Source organism: Paenibacillus lautus NBRC 15380 (genome assembly GCF_004000945.1).
Lineage (GTDB): Bacteria > Bacillota > Bacilli > Paenibacillales > Paenibacillaceae > Paenibacillus_AQ > Paenibacillus_AQ lautus.
Map to the genome: position 1 here is coordinate 16,713 of NZ_BIMF01000010.1, position 22,040 is coordinate 38,752.

General features: G+C 48.0%; 23 protein-coding genes. 7 read left to right on the forward strand and 16 right to left on the reverse strand.

From position 1 onward, the window contains the following. Position 1 precedes the first annotated feature (1 nt). Positions 2-922, forward strand: a complete 921-nt coding sequence (locus PLA01S_RS17830; RefSeq protein WP_127593380.1) for a glycine betaine ABC transporter substrate-binding protein — start codon at positions 2-4, stop codon at positions 920-922. Between the two features lie 719 nt (positions 923-1,641). Here PLA01S_RS17830 and PLA01S_RS32025 read toward each other — a convergent pair. The 4 genes from PLA01S_RS32025 to PLA01S_RS17845 all read right to left on the reverse strand — a co-directional run bounded on the left by PLA01S_RS32025 (position 1,642) and on the right by PLA01S_RS17845 (position 4,696). Next, positions 1,642-1,797 (reverse strand): hypothetical protein, encoded by a 156-nt coding sequence (locus tag PLA01S_RS32025; RefSeq protein WP_164817457.1) that lies wholly within the window; start codon positions 1,795-1,797, stop codon positions 1,642-1,644. 93 nt (positions 1,798-1,890) lie between these two features. Continuing rightward, the gene (locus PLA01S_RS17835; RefSeq protein ID WP_127593381.1) at positions 1,891-2,622 is read right to left on the reverse strand and encodes a DUF6081 family protein; all 732 of its coding nucleotides are present in this window, start codon (positions 2,620-2,622) and stop codon (positions 1,891-1,893) included. Between the two features lie 17 nt (positions 2,623-2,639). Then, positions 2,640-3,566, reverse strand: a complete 927-nt coding sequence (locus PLA01S_RS17840; protein WP_127593382.1) for a prenyltransferase — start codon at positions 3,564-3,566, stop codon at positions 2,640-2,642. Positions 3,567-3,718: 152 nt separating this feature from the next. Then, positions 3,719-4,696: a LacI family DNA-binding transcriptional regulator gene (locus tag PLA01S_RS17845; RefSeq protein WP_127593383.1), complete on the reverse strand. Its 978-nt coding sequence runs from the start codon at positions 4,694-4,696 to the stop codon at positions 3,719-3,721. A 169-nt stretch (positions 4,697-4,865) separates the two neighbouring features. On the opposite strand from PLA01S_RS17845, the gene PLA01S_RS17850 reads away from it, so the two are divergent. Together PLA01S_RS17850 and PLA01S_RS32030 are read left to right on the forward strand one after the other, a co-directional pair. After that, positions 4,866-5,183 carry a hypothetical protein gene (locus PLA01S_RS17850; RefSeq protein WP_127593384.1) on the forward strand — a complete coding sequence of 106 codons (318 nt, stop codon included), beginning with the start codon at positions 4,866-4,868 and terminating at the stop codon, positions 5,181-5,183. Positions 5,184-5,365: 182 nt separating this feature from the next. Further along, positions 5,366-5,539 carry a hypothetical protein gene (locus tag PLA01S_RS32030; protein WP_164817458.1) on the forward strand — a complete coding sequence of 58 codons (174 nt, stop codon included), beginning with the start codon at positions 5,366-5,368 and terminating at the stop codon, positions 5,537-5,539. Positions 5,540-5,713: 174 nt separating this feature from the next. On the opposite strand, the gene PLA01S_RS17855 is transcribed toward PLA01S_RS32030, so the two are convergent. The 5 genes from PLA01S_RS17855 to PLA01S_RS17875 form a co-directional block, all read right to left on the reverse strand. Then, positions 5,714-6,544 (reverse strand): phosphoenolpyruvate hydrolase family protein, encoded by an 831-nt coding sequence (locus tag PLA01S_RS17855; protein WP_127593385.1) that lies wholly within the window; start codon positions 6,542-6,544, stop codon positions 5,714-5,716. Between the two features lie 57 nt (positions 6,545-6,601). After that, entirely contained in the window at positions 6,602-7,813 is a 1,212-nt protein-coding gene (locus PLA01S_RS17860) for a Tm-1-like ATP-binding domain-containing protein (RefSeq protein ID WP_127593386.1), read from the reverse strand. Between the two features lie 128 nt (positions 7,814-7,941). After that, on the reverse strand, positions 7,942-9,183 hold the full coding sequence (locus PLA01S_RS17865; protein WP_127593387.1) for a phosphoenolpyruvate hydrolase family protein: 1,242 nt from the start codon (positions 9,181-9,183) through the stop codon (positions 7,942-7,944). A 44-nt stretch (positions 9,184-9,227) separates the two neighbouring features. Then, positions 9,228-9,863 (reverse strand): pyridoxamine 5'-phosphate oxidase family protein, encoded by a 636-nt coding sequence (locus tag PLA01S_RS17870; protein ID WP_127593388.1) that lies wholly within the window; start codon positions 9,861-9,863, stop codon positions 9,228-9,230. Positions 9,864-9,984: 121 nt separating this feature from the next. Next, positions 9,985-10,797 carry an undecaprenyl-diphosphate phosphatase gene (locus PLA01S_RS17875; protein ID WP_127593389.1) on the reverse strand — a complete coding sequence of 271 codons (813 nt, stop codon included), beginning with the start codon at positions 10,795-10,797 and terminating at the stop codon, positions 9,985-9,987. A gap of 481 nt (positions 10,798-11,278) precedes the next feature. Here PLA01S_RS17875 and PLA01S_RS17880 point away from each other — a divergent pair, with 481 nt between their 5' ends. Beyond that, positions 11,279-12,439, forward strand: coding sequence for a PsbP-related protein (locus PLA01S_RS17880; protein ID WP_127593390.1), 1,161 nt, complete (start codon positions 11,279-11,281; stop codon positions 12,437-12,439). A gap of 128 nt (positions 12,440-12,567) precedes the next feature. Here PLA01S_RS17880 and PLA01S_RS17885 read toward each other — a convergent pair whose 3' ends face one another. Together PLA01S_RS17885 and PLA01S_RS17890 are read right to left on the reverse strand one after the other, a co-directional pair. After that, positions 12,568-12,732, reverse strand: coding sequence for a sporulation protein Cse60 (locus PLA01S_RS17885; protein ID WP_009593971.1), 165 nt, complete (start codon positions 12,730-12,732; stop codon positions 12,568-12,570). Between the two features lie 223 nt (positions 12,733-12,955). Then, a complete protein-coding gene (locus PLA01S_RS17890; protein ID WP_127593391.1) occupies positions 12,956-14,782 on the reverse strand; it encodes a hypothetical protein in 1,827 nt (608 codons plus the stop codon). Positions 14,783-15,120: 338 nt separating this feature from the next. Between PLA01S_RS17890 and PLA01S_RS17895 the strand changes: the two genes are divergently transcribed. Both PLA01S_RS17895 and PLA01S_RS17900 read left to right on the forward strand, forming a co-directional pair. Beyond that, positions 15,121-15,360 (forward strand): WGxxGxxG family protein, encoded by a 240-nt coding sequence (locus tag PLA01S_RS17895; RefSeq protein WP_127593392.1) that lies wholly within the window; start codon positions 15,121-15,123, stop codon positions 15,358-15,360. 177 nt (positions 15,361-15,537) lie between these two features. Then, entirely contained in the window at positions 15,538-15,984 is a 447-nt protein-coding gene (locus tag PLA01S_RS17900) for a DUF6199 family natural product biosynthesis protein (protein WP_127593393.1), read from the forward strand. Positions 15,985-16,651: 667 nt separating this feature from the next. On the opposite strand, the gene groL is transcribed toward PLA01S_RS17900, so the two are convergent. The 3 genes from groL to PLA01S_RS17920 all read right to left on the reverse strand — a co-directional run bounded on the left by groL (position 16,652) and on the right by PLA01S_RS17920 (position 19,720). Beyond that, positions 16,652-18,280, reverse strand: a complete 1,629-nt coding sequence (gene groL, locus PLA01S_RS17910) for a chaperonin GroEL (RefSeq protein WP_100539115.1) — start codon at positions 18,278-18,280, stop codon at positions 16,652-16,654. A gap of 62 nt (positions 18,281-18,342) precedes the next feature. Further along, on the reverse strand, positions 18,343-18,624 hold the full coding sequence (groES, locus tag PLA01S_RS17915; RefSeq protein ID WP_006212454.1) for a co-chaperone GroES: 282 nt from the start codon (positions 18,622-18,624) through the stop codon (positions 18,343-18,345). Between the two features lie 277 nt (positions 18,625-18,901). Then, positions 18,902-19,720: a nucleotidyltransferase domain-containing protein gene (locus PLA01S_RS17920; protein WP_127593394.1), complete on the reverse strand. Its 819-nt coding sequence runs from the start codon at positions 19,718-19,720 to the stop codon at positions 18,902-18,904. 147 nt (positions 19,721-19,867) lie between these two features. Between PLA01S_RS17920 and PLA01S_RS17925 the strand changes: the two genes are divergently transcribed. After that, positions 19,868-20,641 carry a WYL domain-containing protein gene (locus PLA01S_RS17925; RefSeq protein ID WP_246059654.1) on the forward strand — a complete coding sequence of 258 codons (774 nt, stop codon included), beginning with the start codon at positions 19,868-19,870 and terminating at the stop codon, positions 20,639-20,641. Between the two features lie 176 nt (positions 20,642-20,817). Here the strand turns inward: PLA01S_RS17925 and tatC are convergent, their stop codons facing one another. Both tatC and PLA01S_RS17935 read right to left on the reverse strand, forming a co-directional pair. Next, positions 20,818-21,591, reverse strand: a complete 774-nt coding sequence (gene tatC, locus PLA01S_RS17930; RefSeq protein ID WP_127593396.1) for a twin-arginine translocase subunit TatC — start codon at positions 21,589-21,591, stop codon at positions 20,818-20,820. Between the two features lie 72 nt (positions 21,592-21,663). Further along, positions 21,664-21,900 carry a twin-arginine translocase TatA/TatE family subunit gene (locus PLA01S_RS17935; protein ID WP_127593397.1) on the reverse strand — a complete coding sequence of 79 codons (237 nt, stop codon included), beginning with the start codon at positions 21,898-21,900 and terminating at the stop codon, positions 21,664-21,666. Positions 21,901-22,040 lie beyond the last annotated feature (140 nt).

Genomic DNA, 22,040 nt, shown 5'->3' on the forward strand with positions numbered 1-22,040 from the left:
TTTGAAGAAACAGAAGTTTTGGTTGCTACTGAGCTTGGCTGCTATCCTCGTCCTGTCTGCTTGCGGACAGGGAGGAAACGGCGGTGCGGATGGAACGACGGACAATGGGGCTGACGGCGGTTCCACTGCTTCCCTCGGCGAACAAGTGAAACATGAAATCATCGGTATTGATCCAGGTGCGGGTATCATGAAAGCCACGGCTGCTGCTATTGAAGAATATGGATTGACCGACTGGACACTGGTCGAAGGCTCCGGTGCTGCCATGACGGCAACCCTCAACAAAGCCATCAAGAACGAGGATCCCATCATTATTACTGGTTGGACTCCACACTGGATGTTTGCCAAGTATGACCTGAAGTACCTGGAAGATCCGAAGAAGGTATATGGTGAAGCGGAAGAAATTCACACCGTTGTCCGTCTTGGACTGAAAGAAGATCATCCGGAAGCCTACAAGTTCCTGAGTAATTTCAAATGGACATCCGATGATATGGGTCAGATTATGACGGCGATTCAAGAAGGGCAAGATCCTGAAGCTGCCGCTAAGGAATGGGCAGACAGCAATGCGGAGAAAGTCGATGCCTGGCTCGAAGGCGTACAGCCGGTTGACGGCAAAAGCTTCAAATTCAGTTATGTGGCCTGGGATTCCGAGATCGCCAGCACCAATCTGCTGAAAGTGATCATGGAAGACAAGCTCGGATACAAAGTTGACGCGCTTCAAGTCGAAGCAGGCCCGATGTGGACCGGCGTTGCCAACGGCGACGTGGATGCGACTGTAGCGGCTTGGCTGCCATTGACGCATGCCGACTACTGGGATAAGTTCAAGGACCAAGTCGAAGACCTTGGCGCTAACATGGAAGGCGTAAAAACCGGACTGGTGGTTCCATCCTACGTGGAAGCCAATTCGATTGAGGATTTGAAATAAAATGGTTAAAGCCATCCTATGGTATATGGGGTGGCTTTTCTTTTTTGGTGATCAAGATTGTCGGCCTCTGTTCTGAGGAGGATGTATCCGCTCCGGTCGCTGTTGAAACCAGGAAAACAGGATGATATTCTTGCGGTATTTTCCCGGTTTCAAAGGCGAACGCCAGGTCTCCTCCACCGATACATCCTCTGTTCTTGGGCTCGGCCTCCAATCTTTCCCACAAAGAGAGCCATCCCTTTCGTCTGGGATGGCTTTTTGGGGGCTGGGCGGGGGAGGAGCTAAGCTGACCCGTTCAACATGGTCAGCTAGCCTAAACATCACACCCGGATTGCCGGGCATGCTGTGAATCCCCTTTTGGACTCACAGGCTTGCCGGCTTGGAGGGACTGCTGGTGCCCCGGTGCAGTCCCTCTTAATCAAGATTGTCGGCCTTTTCTGAGGAGGATGTATCCGCTCCGGTCGCTGTTGAAACCAGGAAAACAGGATGATATTCTTGCGGTATTTTCCCGGTTTCAAAGGCGAACGCCAGGTCTCCTCCACCGATACATCATCTGTTCTTGGGCTCGGCCTCCAATCTTTCCACCCACGAAAAGAAAGCCATCCCTTTCATCTGGGATGGCTTTTTTTGGGGGCTGGGCGGGGGAGAGGCTAAGCTGACCCGTTCAACATGGTCAGCTAGCCAGATTTATAGCCGGACATGCTGTGAATCCCCTTTTGGTCTCACAGGCTTGCCGGCTCGGCTTGAGGGACTGCCACTGGCTCGACCTCCGAATGGCCGGGCATGCTGTGAATCCCTTTGGGGCTCACAGGCTTGCCGGCTTGGCTTCTTCGTCTCGGGGGCTGCAGCTTTCCCCTATCATCTCTGACAAATAACACGCTGCAGGCCCTCTAAAGCGCAGCCGAGCCCCTTACACGAAAAAAAGATCATGCCCACATCATGAGCATGATCTTTTTTCTACTATATTAACACTACTCTTTTATCGTAACCGTTACGGGAGAGTATTCGGCAATGACGGTTTGTCCATGCACGGATACGCTGCCCTGCGGCGTAAGATCTTTTTCGGTCATGATGCCAAGCGCGATGGTGAATTTGTTGAACTTGATCGGGATGTTCTTCTCCCGGCGGATCTCTTCACCGTTCACGTAGAAGATCGCTTCGTCCTCGGCACGATTATACGTGATTTTGTACGTGTTGAATTCCCGCGGGGTGAAGTGTGTATCTTCCTCTTTAAAAATGCAGAAGTAACGAGTCTTGTCCGATTCCGGCACCTGCACGCCCGGGAACGGCAGGACGGCATACACGCTGGCGTATTTGTCATTCGAAGCAAAAAAGTCCAGTGCTGCGCCCGTACTGAAATCCAGCAGGTTCAAAGATACGTAGCCGTCATACAAGTCGCCGGGAACCGTACCTTGGGTGCGTGCCCGAATTTGAAGCTCGAAGGTCACCTCGCCGGATTCCGGCACTTCCACCTCTTCGTTGGAATAGTACATATGCTTGGCATTATCAAGAATTTGGATTTGATCATTCTGGCGGCTGAGCGGCGCGCGCACGTACAGGATGCCGTTGCGGACGATCACGACCGCATTCGGCTCGCGATATTCCCAGAATGAACCGTCCGGCAGCGGGAAACCGCCGATTTTCCAAGTCCCGGTCTCGGACAGGATAGAGTGAAAATCACCAAAAACGCGTTGTTGTTCCATCTACTTCCCCTTCTTCCTTACAAAGTCTGAATGATTCCCTGGATGAGCAATGACAGGATCAGCACGCCACCGCAGCGCATAGTCGTCATCGTTGAGGCGCCCATCAGCGGTAAATACGCTTCGGAACGGTTGCTGTCCTTCAGTCTTCCATAGACAAGATACAACGGAATAATCGTAAGCAGTGCAATCAATGCGTAAGGCGGGAGCGCCCCGGCCAACACGCAGGCTATCAAGGATAAGCAGGCCAACAGCAGCAGGACCCGCGAGAAGCTCAGCGCTCTTTTTTCACCCCATACCACAACCAAGGTCTTCTTCCCGGCCTGACGGTCTGCCTGCCAATGCAAAAAGTGATGATTAAACAAAATCAGCGTTGTCAGCAGCCCGATGGGCAGTGACAGCAGCAGCGCCCGGACATCCATATGTGAGGTTTGAACGTAGTATGCGCCCATCACCGGCAAAATACCAAAGGATAGCAAAATCGCAATCTCGCTGAAACCTTTGCCGCGATATCCGAATTGAATCGGCGGTGCGACATAGAAATAAGCGATCAACCCGCCAAGTCCGCCGAAGACGAAAGCCCACCAGCCACTGATCAAACTGAGGATAATGCCGCTCAGCGCAGCAATCCCGAACAGCGTCCAGGTAACGATCTCGAATTTACGGAGCGACCAGACGCCCTTCGTCAGAAAACCGGAGTTCGTGGAGATCGCATCCACATGCTCCTGTGCTTCCGTGTCCGTTCCATTCTTATAATCCCACAAATCGTTCACCATATTGGAGAACAGATGGGCAGCGCCGCTTCCGATCAAGGTCAATAAAAAGAGGCCTATATGAAATTCACCTATCCATACATAAGCCCCGAGTGCTCCCAAAGCAACCGGAATCAGCATAACGGGAATCACTTTGATTCGGGAAGCTTTTTTAAACTGTTCAAGGGCATCCACTTTGGTTATGCTCCTTTCCTTCTATAATACAGAATAGAACGCCTGCAGACAGCTACAGACGTTAACGTTGTGAAACATGGAACTTGCATAAATAAGAATATCATAATTGTCGAACTTTGTAATCCGTTTGTTAGAACTTGGCTATGCAGCCATTATACCGATGACCGTTCGATCAGCTCAAAGGCAAGCTCCTTGCGAATCGGCTCTTTCTGCTCCCCTTGAATATGCGCATATAACATCTTGAAGGCCTCGGAACCCATATCAAACAGTCGGTTATCAATCGTGGTGAGACCCAGCATTTTGCCGATGGGCTGGTTGTCGAAACCGATGACCGCGAGCTCTTGCGGAATGGAGAGTCCTCTCTTCTCGGCTTCATAGATCAAACCGGCGGCCACATGGTCACCCGTTACCAATAAACTGCTTGGGCGTTCCTCCATAGCAGACAGCCGATCCATAATTGCCGCACCGTCTTCCAGATCGATACAACCTTCCAAAATCCATTCCTGGCGGTAAGGCTCGCCGATCTCCTTAAGCACTTCTTCATATGCCACTTGGCGTGCTCTCGTGCTCGGACTGTCCAGTCTTCCCACCGTGAAGCCGATGCGTCGATGTCCCCGCTCTATCAAATATTGCATGGCACTGCGAAATGCCTCCGCATGGTTTATATATATAGAAGAAAATAATCGTTCGCCCGCATCCTGACAGCATACGATCGGTCCGTAAGCGCAGTAGGCTTCGATCTGTTTTGGAGTCACGGCCGACGATAAAATAATGATGCCGTCAATCTCGCGGTTACGCAGCATCTCCAGCACTTCCACTTCCTTATCCGGCGCATACCCGGTTTGGCACAGGATCAGGCGATAGCTAGCGGCAAGCGCTTCTTGGCCGGCTCCCTCCATTAGCAAGGAGAAGTAGGCATGATTAATAAACGGCAGCATGATGGCAATATTCATCGTTTTCCCTGTAATCAGATGGACCGCATTCATATTCCGGGCGTATTTCAGCTGTTTCATGGTCTCCAACACGCGTGTCCGCTTATCTTCTCTGACATAGGGATGATTGTTCAGCACCCGGGATACCGTTGACACCGAAACGCCTGCCAGCTTGGCAATCTCTTTAATATTAGCCACTCCTTCAAGCCCCCTTCATCCACTGGTTCCTTCCTGATACTATCATGATTGCTTTCCCTATTCAAAGGGAGGCAACCCGGCAGCAGAAGGCTGATGTCAGCGTGTACGCAATATCTATGTCTTCCTTTTTTTGGTACGATTAATATATCATCCCTACGGAGGCATCGGCATGTCTAAACTGTTCAAGATACTTGGCGTTATATGGCTCATCGGCGGTTTTATCGGAGGAGTTATCGTTCATATCATAATGGAAGGCAATTGGTTAACCGGTATCACTTGGCTGATTAGCGGTGCTATCTCAGGCGCGCTGTTCTATACGGTAGGTGAAATCCATGAAATCGTGTGGGAAAATAATGCCCTGCTCCGGGAAGTACTGCACCATCTTCCTGAGCAGCCTGGCGACAAAAAACCGCCCCTTGGAAATTCCAGGGCTAATCTCAGCGCACTGAAGAATTATAAGATGAACGCAAAAGATGAACAACGATAAAAAGAGACTTGATCTGGTATGCTTTTCATACTTTACACTGAGGTTGGGTGGAAACCTTCATTCATTGTCAGCGTGACCGCAAGGGCGTGATGGCAAGGGCAAGGCTTCTGCCTTTTTATCATGATTCGCGAAACTTGGACCTTGTCCATTACGTTATCCTTGTCAAAAGGAGCTGATGGATAATGGAGACGTTTGGCAGAGGATGCCTGTACATTATTATTGGCATGGTTGGATTGTTACTGCTCGCCCTTCTATTGGGGACGACGATTACGCTCCCTTGGTTTATCTTCATTCCGCTTATCATTATAGCCTTTGCTGTAGCTGCATCCAAGAGCAAGCACAAGGATGATGATTAAGTGAAACCGCGGGTAAGTCGCCGGATGCTAGAGAGGTTGTTAACGCGTTGTTCTCTGATCCATATGCGAGTTAGACCAATCAGCCCGATGATCTAGCCACTGTACCCCAAAAAGACTCCCTTGAAGGGAGTCTTTATCATTCCAGATGATTCCGATCATTCTTATCTTATCGATTTATTTCGAGATATTCTTAAATGCCTCTGTTTGCTGCTTAATGCCAACCTCCGTGGCAAAACGTTCGATGCTGGATGCTCCGAAGAATCCCTCCACGCCCTTGGTTTTGGACAATACATACGCCGCATCTTCAGGTTCTGCAATCGGACCGCCGTGGCACAGAATCATAATGTCCGGGTTGACGGCTTTTCCGGCATCACAGATCGCCTGAATCTTTTCAACGCAATCATCGAGTGTCAATGCCGTTTTCGCACCTATGGTGCCTTTCGTGGTAAGACCCATATGGGCAACCAGGACATCGGCTCCGGCTTCGGCCATCTTCTTCGCTTGATCGACGTCAAACACATACGGGGTTGTCAGCATATCCAGCTCATGCGCCTTCCGGATCATCTCAACCTCAAGATCATAACCCATCCCCGTCTCTTCCAGATTCGCCCGGAATACGCCGTCAATCAAGCCAACCGTCGGAAAGTTCTGCACGCCCGCAAAGCCTTGCTCCTTCAGCTGTTTCAGAAAAATATCCATGATCCGGAACGGATCCGTGCCGCAAACACCCGCCAACACCGGCGTATGCTTCACGACCGGCAGCACCTCATTCCCCATGTCCACCACAATCTGGTTCGCATCTCCGTACGCCATCAATCCGGCGAGCGAGCCGCGCCCAGCCATCCGGTAACGGCCCGAATTGTATATAATGATCAGGTCTACACCGCCGGCTTCGGCGCTCTTGGCCGATATGCCCGTCCCCGCTCCTGCTCCCAATAATACTTTACCGGCTGCTACCTCCGATTTTAATTTCGATAACACTTCCGCTCTTGTTGTCATTGCCATGATCTTTTCCTCCTTCTGTGTGAATACCTGAGTGTGATTGTGTTGCCTGTGCCAAACTCACTGCCGTTTCATCAGTTCCATCAGCTTATCGGCCGCAGCCACGGCAAAGGCTTGATCATTAATGTCCGTATTCATTTCGATCAACTCAACGGTTTTACGGTCTATGCGTTGTCTTAACGTATCAAACAGCTTCTCATCCTCTTCCGGTCCATGGAATGCTTCACCTTCTACATCGAGCATCGATACGCCCTTCAATGGGAGCATAAGCACCGTAGGACCTTGCGAACCATTAAGCTTCTCTGCAATCTTCTCGCCAAGCTGCCGGTTCTCCTCAACCGTAGTCCGCATCAGCGTAACCGAGGGGTTATGCTTGTACAGATTCCGTTCCCGAAATGCCTCCGGCACGGTATCATAAGGACCAAAGTTGACCATATCCAGCGCTCCCGTAGATACGACCTGCGGCACCTTGCAGCGACCGGCTGCTTCCAGCCGATGCGGACCAGCCGCCAAAACGCCGCCCACCAGCTCATCGCACCATTCCGTTGTCGTCAAATCCAGCACACCGTCTATATATCCGGCCTCAATGAGGCTTTCCATCGTTTGCCCGCCCGTACCTGTTGCGTGAAATACAAGCACTTCGTAACCATGCAACTCCAGATGCGCCCTGGCATAATCCATGCAAGGGGTTGTGACCCCAAACATCGTCGCTGCAACCAGCGGCTTCTTATCCATCGGGGGCGCAGATTCGAACTGAACCATACCGGCGATCGCATGTGCCGCGTTCGTGAATATTTTGGTGGAAAACGAGTTCAGTCCGGATACATCCACGATGGACGGGAACATGATGATATCACTTGTCCCCACATAAGGAGCCGTATTGCCGGATGCGACCGTGGACACCATCAGTTTCGGAACGCCGATCGGCAATGCCCTCATGCCTGCTGTGACGATCGAAGTACCTCCAGTACCTCCGAATGACAGCATGGCGTCGAATTTGCCCTCTGCATACAGCTTTGGTACGATTTTTTCCATTCCTTGAGCCAATACCTCAGTCCCTGCGGAACGGTCCTTCCGGGCCGCGATCTCGCGTATATCCACACCAGCTGCCGCTGCAACCTCGATGTTGGATACATCCGGCGTGAACATCGGCTCGAACACACCGCTATGAATCGTAAACGTCTTTAATCCCAAGCCCTCGATAACGGATTTAACGTATGAAAACTCGGCACCCTTCGAATCAAATGTCCCCGCAATAGCTACCGTCTTCACCGTGCAGACCTCCTCCATATCTCATCTAAAGGATCGCTTGCACCCGTCCTGACAGGTCCGGCATAGGATCCCTACAAGACCATAATACAGCGCTTTCAAATAAAAAGGATCGTATCGATGTACGATCTTTATGTATATTTGTCTTTCATATGCTGACGATAGTATTGGGGAGAAGTTCCCGCGTATTTTTTGAAGGTTTTGCTGAAATGAACATAGTCAGGGTAGCCTACCAGCTCCGCTATTCTGCTCAGGGACAGCTTGCTGTGCTTCATGATTTCCTGCGCTTTGTGAATCCTGTATTTGGCTATATATTCCGGAAAGCTGCATCCCACTTCCCTGTTAAAAAGCGCGCTCAGATGCGTTCGTGAAACATGAATTCGCTCTGCCAGCTCGGTCATTGAAATCGGACCCGCGTAATGCTCGGCAACATACTCCTTTACAAAAGCAACATAATCCATCGGCTCTTCGAGCCGTGTCAGCTTCTCCATCAGCTGCCGATCCTGCTCCAGATGGCCCGTTGCCTTAAAACGAAACGTTGCATCCACAATGGCTTCTTCCGTCGGCGTTCGTTCAAAGCTCGATCCGCCCACGTAACCCATGGCTGACGTGTTGTCATACATATACTGAACATCGATCGGCGTATGGACGGGACCGCCATACACCAGCTTGATCGGCCGCCTGCCCGAAGCGTCACATACTTCAAATATGTCTCTGGCGATTTCCGCCCCCTTCTCCAGCGACCATGCTTTCGTGGTGCCCATCAACCCGCCTGCCGTGACGCCCAAATGGGCGCAGATGATATCGGCTCCCGCATCCAGCATCCACTTCGTCTGCTCTGGAGTAAAAACAAAGGCCATCGTAAACATATCTTGCTCATGAGCAGCCCGGATGGCATCCACCTCCTGCAGATAGGTGATGCCTTCTTCCTCCAAGGCTTCACGGAACTGTCCATCAATCAGTCCCACGGTCGGATAGTTGATAATGCCGGCAAAACCGCTGCCGCGGATGATGGCCAAGTAATCGGGAAGCTGAATGGTTGGATCTGTCCCGCATATGCCGAAGATCACCGGTATGTCACGGACCACCGACAGAATCTCCCGCGAGCCGAATTCCATCACCATTTCATTGCAGTTCGCATAGGGCATGAAACCCGCCAGGGAGCCGAGCCCCATCTGCCGAAATCGGCCCGAATTCAGGGCCAGTATCAGATCGGCACCGCCCCTAACCGCATATTTTGCCGAGATTCCTGCCCCTGCCGCAACGCCAATCAATCGCTCCTGCGTCTGTATTCCTTTATGTAATCGGTCTAAAATTTGTTCTCTGGTCGTTATCAAAGCTATTGGTCCCCTTATCTTCAATCTGACCGTCATCCATCATCGTTTCCTTATATCGCTAAACCTATTATAAATGTATATCAATAGAGACGTTTAGTGTAACTGTCCTGCATTCCCCGGGTAACGTACTCCTCCGTCACGCTATCCTGATTCACATGATCCGCTATGATCTTGGACGGATTCGGCAACTGTTCGCTTGGTATCCAGGAATCGGGATTCCATGCTTGCGAACGCATGAAAGCTTTTGCGCAGTGGATGTAGCATTCATCGACCCGTACCCCGATGCCAAGCCATGACCGTTTGTCCTGTACGCTGAGCTGATCCAAAATGTCTTCGTCCCTAACCAAGACGGCGCTGCCGTTGACACGCAAAGTCTCCTTCAAACCCGGTATGACAAACACGATGCCGACTCTCGGGTTGGACAAGATATTGCGCAGCGAATCAAACCGTCGATTGCCCGGCCGTTCCGGAATGACCAAACAGGATTCATCCATCACATGTACAAAGCCCGCCGCATCTCCCCTGGGCGAAACATCGCAGTAACCGGATGCGTCCGAAGTCGCCATAAATAGCAACGGACTCTTCGCTATGAAGTCTTTACAGTGAGGATCCAATCGATCTATCGCTTTATGTTTGACCACGTGATTGGACTCGCCGAACAGGTCGCGAAGCTCCTCCTCCGATGTAATGACGGACTGAAAAGGACTTTTTGTCATCGTAGTTCCCCCCTATTAGCTACCTCTTATACCTTTGTTATAACATTCTTTTCGGCTTTTCACTGTACGAAAAGAAGCTCCCCACAAGTTCAAGGAACCTTTGAGGAGCCTTACGCCATTCTTATAAGAAGACAAGCAGCAAAATGCCAACAACGAAGCAGTAATAAGCGAAATATTTCAGATTCCCGCGCGCCATGATATTCATGAACCATTTCATTGCAAAATAGGTACAGATCAGCGTCGCGATAAACGCGATCAGATAGGGTATTAACAGCGGCGAAAAATCGGGATCCGATGCGATATCCGACACGCCCAGCACCATGCCGCCGAGGCTTATCGGGATGTACAGCATAAAGGAAAATCGCAGCGCCGTTTCCTGCTTCATCCCTACAGCGATCGACGTAATGACGGTCGAGCCGGATCGGCTGATGCCCGGAATCAGCGCCACCGCCTGTGCCAAACCTACAATAAGCGCGTCCTTAAAAGACAAGTCATTATCCAGCTTGCGGCCGCGAAGGTTCCGAATCAGCCAAAGGGCGACACCGGTGAACAGGAGCGCAACGCCTACCGTACGTACAGAAGCAAATATTTCTTCAATCTGATCTTTAAACAATAGACCGATAATGACGGCCGGAATTGTACCTGCAATAATATACAGAATGAACATGAAGTCGGATTTATACTCCGGTTTTCGTGTGCGCAAATAACTTAGGCCGTTCACGATCAGTCTCTGCAAATCCTTACGAAAGATAAATACAATCGCAATTAATGATGCCGTATTGGTCAGAATTTCGAACGACAGCCCATTCTGCTCCATGCCCATGAGTCTCTGGGCGACAATCAAATGACCGCTGGAGGATACCGGAATCGGCTCCGTCACCCCCTGCACAATACCCAGCAGCAAGTACTTCAACCACAAGATGAAATCTTCCATTACTCTCCTACTTTCTTTACAACATTGTATGGCTTATAAAAAATACTAGTCTATCATAGCCCAAAAAAATAGCAACAATCAAACCACGAGCGGCCAAAAAAGGTATGTAAACAAGAGAAGCCCCTCTAACCACGGAATTAGAGGGGCTCCTAATCTATTGTTAAGAGGTGATTCCATCATAAGATATGTAGCTTAATGAAACCTTAAAGCTTCATTAGGGGGACATAAAAAGTTGTGAGTATCCCATTGATCACTGTGGTCACACATCGGTGCGGCTTAATATTCTTAAGTAATAGTTCATTTATCCCATTAATTTCTATGATTCTACAATATCCTTACTCTTTCGCATTAAATATAGAAAAATATACCTAGTTCTGATAGACTATTCTATAATATTCCTATTACAGGTAGACAACAAGCGGAATATTTCCGTTCAAGCAAATACCCTAGCCGATAGGGACTCAAGAAAAGAGAAGAAGAAATGAAAAGCCTAGCAAAATCAACCCTGTTCATCCTGTTGTTATTAGCCATGCTAACTGCATGCGGTTCAGGGAAAGACACAACCGAAAGTTCGTCCACCCCTTCACCATCAGAAAATGAAGCGGCTAAAAACACGGCCTCTGCAAATACGGAGAAGAATGAAGAGAATAATAAAACTCAACCATTTAAGGGGGAGAATTTCTCCTTTTCCTACCCTTCGACATGGAAGGATGCAGAACTTAACGTTCCTCAAGTCATTGCGGCATTTGTAAATCCTAGTCCCCAAGGAGCTTTTGTTGATAATTTAAATGTAGTTATCGAGGAAGCGTCTGCTACTCCTGAAGAAGCAGCTAATGTTGCTGTACAAGGTTTAACCAATGGAGATGGGGGACCATTAATACAAAATTTCAAAAAACTGAATTACATCGACGTTCCCGAGAAGGCCGCGGGGATATTGGAATCTGAATACACTCATGGAGAGTCAAACGCCCAGGTGATATTGACTCAATATTTTGTCTCAAACGGTAATGAGCTTTATACGCTTTCCATTTCCTATTCCAAGACAGCCTACGATAATGGAGGAAAAGCGATTGTCCAAAACATAATGGACTCATTCGAAATCGTTAAAAATAGCGATGATGTTGCGCTCTCGAATGCTAACGCTGGGAGCAATGTCGAGGGATTAACGGAAGAGAACCTTTTCGCTGAAATCATGGCTTATATTATCCCTATTGAAATTGAAGACGGAGCACTAGACGAGCTAACCTATAACTATTTTGTTGAGCATTATGAGTTATTTCCAGCGCTTACACCTGAAGCTCAAAAGAGAGCGAAAGCTGAAGTCGATCCAAGTATCACGTCACGTCACCTCAACAAAAATCTGAGTCCCTATTTGGATCAGATGGTCGAGGTAAGTGGATACGTTATTGATATCATTGAAGAGGAACTCGACGAGGGCGTTACCCTTACCGAAATACACATCGTAGATGATAACGACAACTCCATTATCGGTTTTTATGCCCACTCTACTGGCGACATTCTGCAAGACGATTATGTCACGATGCGAGGAGTACCAGCAACATTTTATTCATTTGATAATGTAAGTGGCGGAACCACGAATTCCGTTCTTATCGGGGTCTCCACGCTTGAGAAGACGGAATAGTTTGTTCTTATAGACGCTCTATTATCCTAAGCCCATTTTGGGCTTTTCTCTTTGTAAATCTACTCAAGGAGCACTCCATACGGTGATACCTTAACATAAAGAAAAAGCACCTTTAGCGGTGCTTTTCTTTATTCTTTATAAATGACCAAAATATCATACGTTCCATCTGCCGAAGAAAGTTTAATATCCTTCACATCATCAGGATGAATATTATACAGGAATTCATTCACCTGATCCTGCAAATCGTCCAGATTGGAATCGCTAAAGAGCTCTACCTTCAATGTTTTAAGCATGTAAGCACCCCCATTTCAAACTTCGACATAAAACGGGAGTTTCCCTGGTGGAGTTAAGTACACGGACATTTCATACCACGGCTTGATACATCAGTGTATCAAATCTTAGCTAAACTCCCTCGCATCCATTGATACGGCTCATGAAACAAAGGCAGTTGTCATGTCTGCTATGTAAAAACGCTACTTCCTAGATCAAAAGCTAACAGACCGCAGATCGTTCCGATTATTCTTCTACAATTGCACCTTTTGCCGACTCGTCCGAGTCTGACTGCAAATCCACTTCAGGCACAGATGCACGAACCACCAGCACGTTGGCCGAAATGATGCTTCCCTTATATTGTGCATAGATCTTGGTTATTCCCCGCTTATGTCCGATCAGGTTTCCTTCCTCATCCACCCCGGCTATATCCGGATGATCACTGATGAATGTGGTTTGCCTTGTGATGTCGATTTCGTTTTGGTTGTTATAGTTACCCAATAAGACCTTCAAGTCGAGCATCGAGCCTTCCACAAGCGAATACTCGTAAGAATCGAGTTTGATATAGCCAGAGACAGGGTCGAATTCGTCCGTGTCTTCCGGGAACACGGTAACGTTCAATCTGGCCGTAAAACCTTCGTAAGTTGCTTCGACATAGGAGTTCCCCGGCTCGTGCCCCGTAATCCGGCCCAATGCGTCGATTTCCACGATGGCGCTATCCGCCGAGACATAATCCGCGGTGCTGGACAAATCGCTCCTTGTACCGTCGGAATAAACCGCTTGAAGCACGGTGGAGACGTTTGTACCTGCTTTCAATTTCTTATCCTTTTCCGTAAACGAGATACCCGTCAGCGTACGTTCTACAGGCGGTATGTTCACTGAATGCGACAGCTTCATCAGCTGGAACTTAGTCACGTCTCCCCGCTTAATCGTTCCAGGAAAAATAAATCCGCCGTCAGGAGTTACCGCTGCACTTCCAACGCTGTAGATGGGAGGGCCTTTAAACAATTCCCTGCTGATCAACTCGCCGTTCCTATCGACGCTCAGCACATCATATTGACGTTTGTAATCCAGACTGTTTCGAGAAAAATGTTCTCCCAGCATAGCGTAGCCGTCTTTGGTGCGGACAAGACGTTTGAAGTATTCGGAATTCGTCCCATCTCGATATGTTTTTTCCCATTGCACCTGTCCGTTCAGGTCCGTCTTGGTCAGTACGTTCACATGATTGCGGTTGACCCTTTTTCCACTGCCAATGACATAACCCCCATCCCCCGAAGCCGTAACGGAAAAGGCGGTCCAGGCGCTATCCGGTTCTTTGAATTGTTTCGACCAGACCTCTTTGCCTTGATCATCAATTTTGACCATCAGCATCGCATCCAGGTCTCCCGGTTCATATTCCGCCCGGCCTACGCTGCCAACGGCAATGTACCCTCCGTCATTTGCCGGAATCAAATCGTTGAACGCCACGCTGTCCGTATAATTGTATTTGTTATACCACAACGTGTTGCCGTTTTTATCAATCTTAAAAATATAGGCCTTTTCATAGATAACCCAGCTTATGAGCCCACTCCCGGCTACCAGAAAATCGCCGTCATCCGTTTCGATTATGGCCTTTGGGGAACTATGCATATAATCCTCCTGTACCTTTTCCCAGAGTACTTTGCCCGATGAATCAAGCCTCATGATGTACAGCGGACTGACCGGCTCACCGTCCGCATTGGTGCTGCCCGCAACGAGATACCCACCATCCTTTGTCTCAATGGCTGTATATGCCATATTATTCGTAGCATTATACTTGAGCTTTTGTTCCCACTCCACCTCGCCTTCTGCATCAAGCTTCAAAATGTAGGCGGCCTTTTCATAACTCTCATAGACACCTCCTACGGCTAGATAGCCGCCGTCAGAAGTCGTGATCACGCCCTCTCCAGTCGATCTGCTCCCATAATCCCTGGACCATTCGACAGCCGACTGCACCGAATCGGCAGACGCGTGGCTTAGCCCGGGCATTAACCCGAACATCAGCAGCAATCCGGCAAAACACGCAATCCATAATCGTGAATATTTTCTAGACACAATCCTACCCCCATTAGCAAATGATATTTGTTAAGTTGTCAATATCTTCAATTCCTTTTAATTATTCATTGAATCTCCTGGAATTGGAATACGACAAACTTCATAATTTCATAATGCGATGGGACTGTTTTCCAGTTATGGATAAACGGAAAGAATCAGGACAGTTTCACTCTCGGAAGGCAGAAGTATCTTTCGGTTTACCGATTGCCCCCGGCCCCCGACAAGGATTAGGCGGTCACTATTCTTAAGTCATAAAAAAAGGATTATTAAGGTTTGTTATGGGCACCATAATGTCGGTACCTGCCCATACATTTTAATACTGAAAGGAGGTCAACAACTTGAAGAAGATCTGTATGTCTTTTCTTGCTGCGTTGAGCATTGCTTTAATGCTGGTTGTCCCTGTTTCTGCCGATAACAATAACATGAATGCAAACGACATGAATACAAACAACGTAAACGCAAGAAGCTATAACACCAACGCAGCAAACAATGATAATGACACAGACTGGGGTTGGCTTGGATTAATCGGCCTAGCCGGTCTTGTTGGTCTAAGACGCCGTACCCCGGAGCGCCATTAATTAAAGCGAAGAACCGAGGAAAACGAAGGTAAAGTCCTGCTCAATTAGAGCAGGACTTTTTTCTTCTGTAGTTCCCTTTATCTCTTATAACATTTACTCCCCATTCTCCATGTTCACTTCTCTTTACTGAAACCTCTATTTTGTCACTGCGTATGTATCATCAAGGGGCTGATTTACATGTTTTGGATTTTTTTTGGCGTCGTTATCATTATACTTTGCCGATATAACTTCAAAAATCCGGATTCCGATTGGGTTCGATGGGGAAAAAGACTACCTGATGACTACGAACAGGACGATCATGACTTATTAAAAACCCAGGTTGGTGCATCAATAGGTGGATTTTTTGGTGGTGTATTGATCTTAATGGGGCTATCGACTCTGGTGCAAGGAGATAACGCTATGTCATGGGGCACACTTTTTCTTTTTGCTATGATCTTAATAGGCACTGGCATTCTTGCCAGAAAGTATCCGACATTCGGATGGAGAATGAATGAGGGATGGAAGGTCAAAGGAGATTCTGAACCAAGCGATACTTATATTGATTTAGTGAAATTCGGTGGATTAATTTCCATTTGCCTTGGATCGATATTTTTTGTGCTTGGAATGATGACTTTATTGCTTTGATATTTAATGCAGCGATTTTATCCGCCTTTTTCGCTTGGAACCGAGTCATAACGGATTCAAAGTCAGATATACCTTTAAGCGTTGTTTACCCGGATAGAGGAACGCGAGATGGAGGGCGTTGTCGGTAAACTGAAGGATAGCATATATAACATCTACTCGTGTTCAAATAAATCATAGTAAGTTTTACCCCCCTTTGATATACTGACATTATTACTTTAGTCATGGGTGCGTGATCAATCAAATGTGGGATAAAGAACTGAAAATAGCCATACAGAAGAAGCAAAATGTGACGATATACCTTATTGATGGCGCAGTATTACAAGGCATACCTGATGCTTGTACAGATCGCTTAGAGATGCGGAGTGTTTATGGGCCAGTCTGGGTACCATTCGAGGAAATAAAACATGTGAGTCGATTAATACGACTAGACGTAGAAAAGAACCTACTAGCTATGCGCAAGTAGGTTCTTTTTGCTATCTATAAATGAAATGTACTTGGGTACCGTCCGGGATTGTAAATCACTTCTCTGCAATTGTCGCTGTCTAGTTCTATTATCCCAAGATATTTTATCCCCTCATATATACATTTATACATTGTGACCTTATACAAGAAAAGAGACCCCGAGAGGTCTCTTTTTCATTGATATGACAGGCTTTTGGGGCCTTATTTACATCATGCCGCCCATTCCACCCATACCGCCCATGTCAGGCATAGCTGGTTTTTCTGGTTCTGGCTTGTCAGCGATAACCGCTTCAGTTGTCAGGAACATAGCCGCAACGGAAGCTGCGTTTTGAAGAGCGGAACGCGTTACTTTCGCAGGGTCAACGATACCTGCTTCGAACATGTTCACCCAAGTGTCTGTAGCGGCGTTGTAGCCGATACCGATCTCTTCTTTTTTCAGACGCTCAACGATAACAGAACCTTCTTTACCAGCGTTTGCTGCAATCGTGCGGATTGGCTCTTCCAGAGCGCGCAGAACGATGTTCACGCCTGTTTTCTCGTCGCCTTCTACTTGCACACCAGCAACAGCGTTATATACGTTAACGAGCGCTGTACCACCACCGGATACCATACCTTCTTCAACCGCAGCGCGGGTTGCGTTCAAGGCATCTTCGATGCGCAGTTTGCGTTCTTTCAATTCCGTTTCCGTAGCCGCGCCGACTTTGATAACCGCTACGCCGCCAGCCAATTTAGCCAGACGCTCTTGCAGTTTTTCTTTGTCGAAATCGGAAGTGGTTTCTTCCAATTGGTTGCGGATTTGCTTCACGCGAGCTTCGATGTCTTCTTTGTTGCCAGCGCCATCCACGATGATCGTGTTCTCTTTGGTTACGCGCACTTGACGAGCAGTACCCAATTGATCGATGGAAGCTGTTTTCAGGTCGAGACCGAGCTCTTCCGTAATCACTTGGCCGCCAGTCAATGCAGCGATATCTTGCAGCATGGCTTTACGACGGTCACCGAAGCCAGGAGCTTTAACAGCGACAGCGTTAAACGTACCGCGCAGTTTGTTCACGATCAGCATCGCTTGCGCTTCGCCTTCGATGTCTTCCGCGATCAGAACGAGCGGTTTGCCTTGCTGTACGATTTTTTCAAGGATCGGCAGGATCTCTTGCGTGTTGGTTACTTTTTTATCAGTGATCAGGATGTATGGATTCTCAAGAACAGCTTCCATTTTATCCGTATCGGTAATCATGTATGGAGAGATGTAGCCGCGGTCGAATTGCATACCTTCTACAACTTCCAGCTCAGTCAAGAAGCCGCGGGATTCTTCAACGGTGATGACGCCGTCTTTGCCTACTTTATCCATAGCTTCTGCAATCAGTTGACCTACTTCTTCGTCAGCTGCGGATACGGAAGCGACTTGAGCGATTTCCTGGTGGTTTTTAACTTCTTTCGCGATGTTTTGAAGCTCAGCCACAGCTGCTTTAACCGCTTTGTCGATACCCTTACGGATGATCATTGGGTTAGCGCCAGCTGTTACGTTCTTCAGACCTTCACGGATCATAGCTTGTGCCAGAACCGTTGCTGTTGTTGTACCGTCACCGGCAACATCGTTGGTTTTGGTAGCTACTTCTTTAACAAGCTGAGCACCCATGTTCTCGAATGCATCTTCCAGCTCGATTTCTTTAGCGATGGTTACACCGTCATTCGTGATGAGCGGGCTTCCGAATTTCTTCTCAAGAACCACGTTACGGCCTTTCGGTCCGAGTGTTACTTTAACTGCATTTGCCAAAGCGTCTACACCTCGAAGCATTGCGCGACGGGCGTCTTCACTGAACTTAATGTCTTTTGCCATGATATTACATACCTCCCTAGTGGATTATGAAATAGTGAACCAAAGATATATTCAGGCGTTCATTAGCCTAAGATCGCGTGGATGTCGCTTTCTTTCATAATCAAATATTCTTTACCTTCGTATTTGATTTCTGTTCCAGCGTATTTGGAGAAAATGACGCGGTCGCCTTCTTTAACTTCCAAAGGTACACGTGCGCCGTCTTTCAGGGAGCCACTGCCTACAGCAATAACTTTACCTTCTTGCGGCTTTTCTTTAGCAGAGTCAGGAAGTACAATCCCGAATGCCGTAGTTTCTTCTTGTTCGATCGGTTCTACCAATACGCGTTCACCTAAAGGTCTGATCATGAAAAAATAGCCTCCTTTAAATATGTTGTGATGCTTTTTTCAAAGCTTTATGTATTAGCACTCGACAACCCTCAGTGCTAACAACCAATTTTATGATACTCAAGTTGTCTTAAAATTTCAAGTCCTTTGCATGATTTTTTGATCATTTTTTTGCAATTGGGACTCTGATCGGGGTTGTCCCTAAACCCCCTTCTCCATTGTATCCATGACCAGCCAAAATATGCCTGATTCGTAAGGTACACTGTACGGCTGAAAACCAACTAACTCTCCCCTTTCATCAAACCTTGAATAACTGCGGTCCGCCTGTTCCCCATGCTGCAACCAGTGCGTTCCGAAACAAAGCATCCAGCCTTTGATCCAGATCCGTATCTTGATGCTTCTTATCCTTGGCCAGCAGCTCATACTCGTTCAATTTCTCTTCGATGAATGCGTTAATAATAGGAAGTTTCGGTTCAACATCCATCTCTTCACCCGAACGTTTGCGAAGAAGCAATTGATTGATCTCCTGTTTCAGTGCACTTCCCTGATCTAATAGGCGATCCGTAAGCAGCTCGATTTCCATGGGAGGCATCTCGTTATAGGTCTGAATCCAGTCGCATGCCAGGATCGGACGCAGTACATAGAAATACTTTTTGATCTTAACGTCTCCCCCTTGCAAATACATCCGGTAATTGCCCTTGGCCATGTTCAGGTAGTGGTGCATGCAAGATTTAGGCGAGAAGGCAAGCGGAGATATGCTGCGGATTTGCTGGGCGATGCCAAGCGTCTCCTTATACTTGATGGGGGACTCCAACCGCTCGAGCAGGGGCGGATTGGACTTGCGAAAAAGCCCCAGTGCTTTTTTCAAATCCCAACCGCTCATATCCAGCCTGTCGCTGATCGGCCGCTCAATCACATCTCGCTTGTCGAATATGGATAAATACCAGTCCACGGGTCTGATATAGATAAACCTTACATCATAATCGCTGTCCGTCGACGGGAAGCCCCAGGCCCTGCTGCCTGACTCGCAGGCATACAGGATAAGAACCCCTTCCTCCCGCTCAATCAGATCAAGTTCTTGCTGAATCGTCGATTTCATTTCCTGCGTTATATTCATATCCGGAATCTCTCCTTCTGTATGTGCCATGTGATTTCCGATATTCTTATTGTCTTCCAAGCGTTCCTATTTCAACAGGGCGAAAGTATGGCGATAACAAAAAGTTGTTATAATATCCTTCCTTTATGCGGTTCCATATATCAGATTATGACGCGGCTTGAGGAAACCGACTCGATTGCCATAACGGCACAAGAACGGGGATGGCTCAAGATGATGCTGGTGCACCCTGAGGCAGCCAACGCCTTTACACCTGAAACCTTGAAGCGACTCGAACAAATCCTTCACACGGAGCATAGCGGTGCCGAGATGAAGGAGATTATCCTGGAGAAGGCCAAGGGACAAGAACGAAGCGTATACCATCCCCATCTTCGAACACTGCGAAGAATGATCATGCAGGATCAAGGCTTTCGCTTAAGCTACCGCACAAAGCTTGGAGAAACGCGCAGCAATCAGTCCGGCTTCCCGTACAAATTAGAGTATTCCATGATCAAACGGGAATGGATGCTGATCTGGTACAGCAAGAACCGTAGAGGGCTTATGTATACGAAGCTCGACTATATTCTATATATCCAAGGGACATCACTCCCGTCTTTTCGAATCAACCGCATTAAGGAACGGCTGCAGAAGCTGATGGAAAATCGGGAGAAGCAAGCCCTCATTGAAATCCATCGACGATACCATGCGGAATTGTCACGGATCCTGTACGCCTTCTCCTGTTTTGACAAAACCGTGCATTATGATGAAAAGTCCGACACCTACCGCATTAAGGTCTGTTATTTGGAGGATGAGTGCGACTTTCTGCTCTCCCGCATTCGCTTTCTCGGACTGCGGGTGAAAGTCGTGGAAGGAAGCACGCTGCAGGCCCGGATGCAAGAAACCGCAGCGCTGGCTCTGGCAAGATATGCTCAAGATGAAGGTTAAGACGTTATGAAATGTTTCCCATGAAGACCGAGAACAGATGCAATGATGAAGTTGATTTCTACCCATTCGATCCTTGAACAAAAAAACAACCCGCAAACCATACTCCGTGGAGTGAGGTTATGCGGGTTGTTCTTATTCTCATGCGATCCTATTTTGCAAAACGATTATAATCTCTGTTAATCCTCTTCGTTTACCCGTACGTACCGGCTGTCCCGTTCCATATCCGCCTCTAATTGCTTGCGGTAGATCACGGAAGACAGGAACACGCTGAATTCGTAGAGAAGCAGCAGCGGAATCGTGACCAGGAAATCCGATATGAAGTCCGGCGGCGTAATGACAACCGCAATGAATACAAGCGCGAAATAAGCCACTTTGCGCATCTTACGAAGCCGCAGCGGGTTCAGAATGCGAATTCTCGTTAAGAACATCACCACAAGCGGCAGCTCAAACAGCAAAGCCAGCGGCAATACGAGATTGAACATAAAATTCAAGTAATTGGTAATCCCATAGGTTTCCTGGAGCCCCATGCCCTGCGTAATCGCCGTCGTGAACGACAGTGTCATCGGAAACACGATGTAGTATCCGAATGCAATCCCCACGAGGAACAGAAGAAATGCATACGGCACATAACGAATGGCCGCTTTCTGCTCTTCTTTGCGAAGTCCCGGCTTGACGAACGCCCACAACTGATAGAAGATCAGCGGAACGGAAATGACGAGTGAGAAAATGGCAGCGATTTTCATGTAGATCCCGATACCATCCCAGAAGGAGAAGGCATGCAGTTCAAAGTTCTTTGCTTCTTCGGCTGCCGTCAAATAGTGATAGATCGGGTCCGCAACAAACAGCCCCCCGATCAGTCCTGCTACGAATACCACGAGCACGATTATAATTCGTTTGCGAAGCTCGCCCAAATGCTCCACAAGCGCCATATCTTTCACTTGCTCCGACATGTTAACCACCACCCTATATGTGACCCTAACAAAACAAAATCCCTCCCGAAGGAAGGGACTTCAAACCTTGCATTATTCCGGAAGACGCTTGTCTTCAACCTTGGTTGGTTCAGCAGCAACGACTTGCTGGGGAGCCTCTTCTTTCTTCTTCGCCGGCGCATCGTCAGCAATAATCTCGCGGGCACCGTCCTTAAACTCCCGGAATGTTCTTCCGACCGCGCGTCCCAGTTCAGGAAGCTTGTTCGGTCCGAACAAGAGCAGCGCCAAAATGACGAGTAAAATAATACCCGGCACTCCAATTGTACTCATATCTATTCTCCTCCTCGTCCTGCTCAATGCCTTCAAAAGGACTTCAGGATGATCTAAATCCGTCATGCCTTGCACTACAACAGGTGTTAACTAATGACCATAATCCGACTACAGCAGTTGAAACAAGCTCATATATCGCC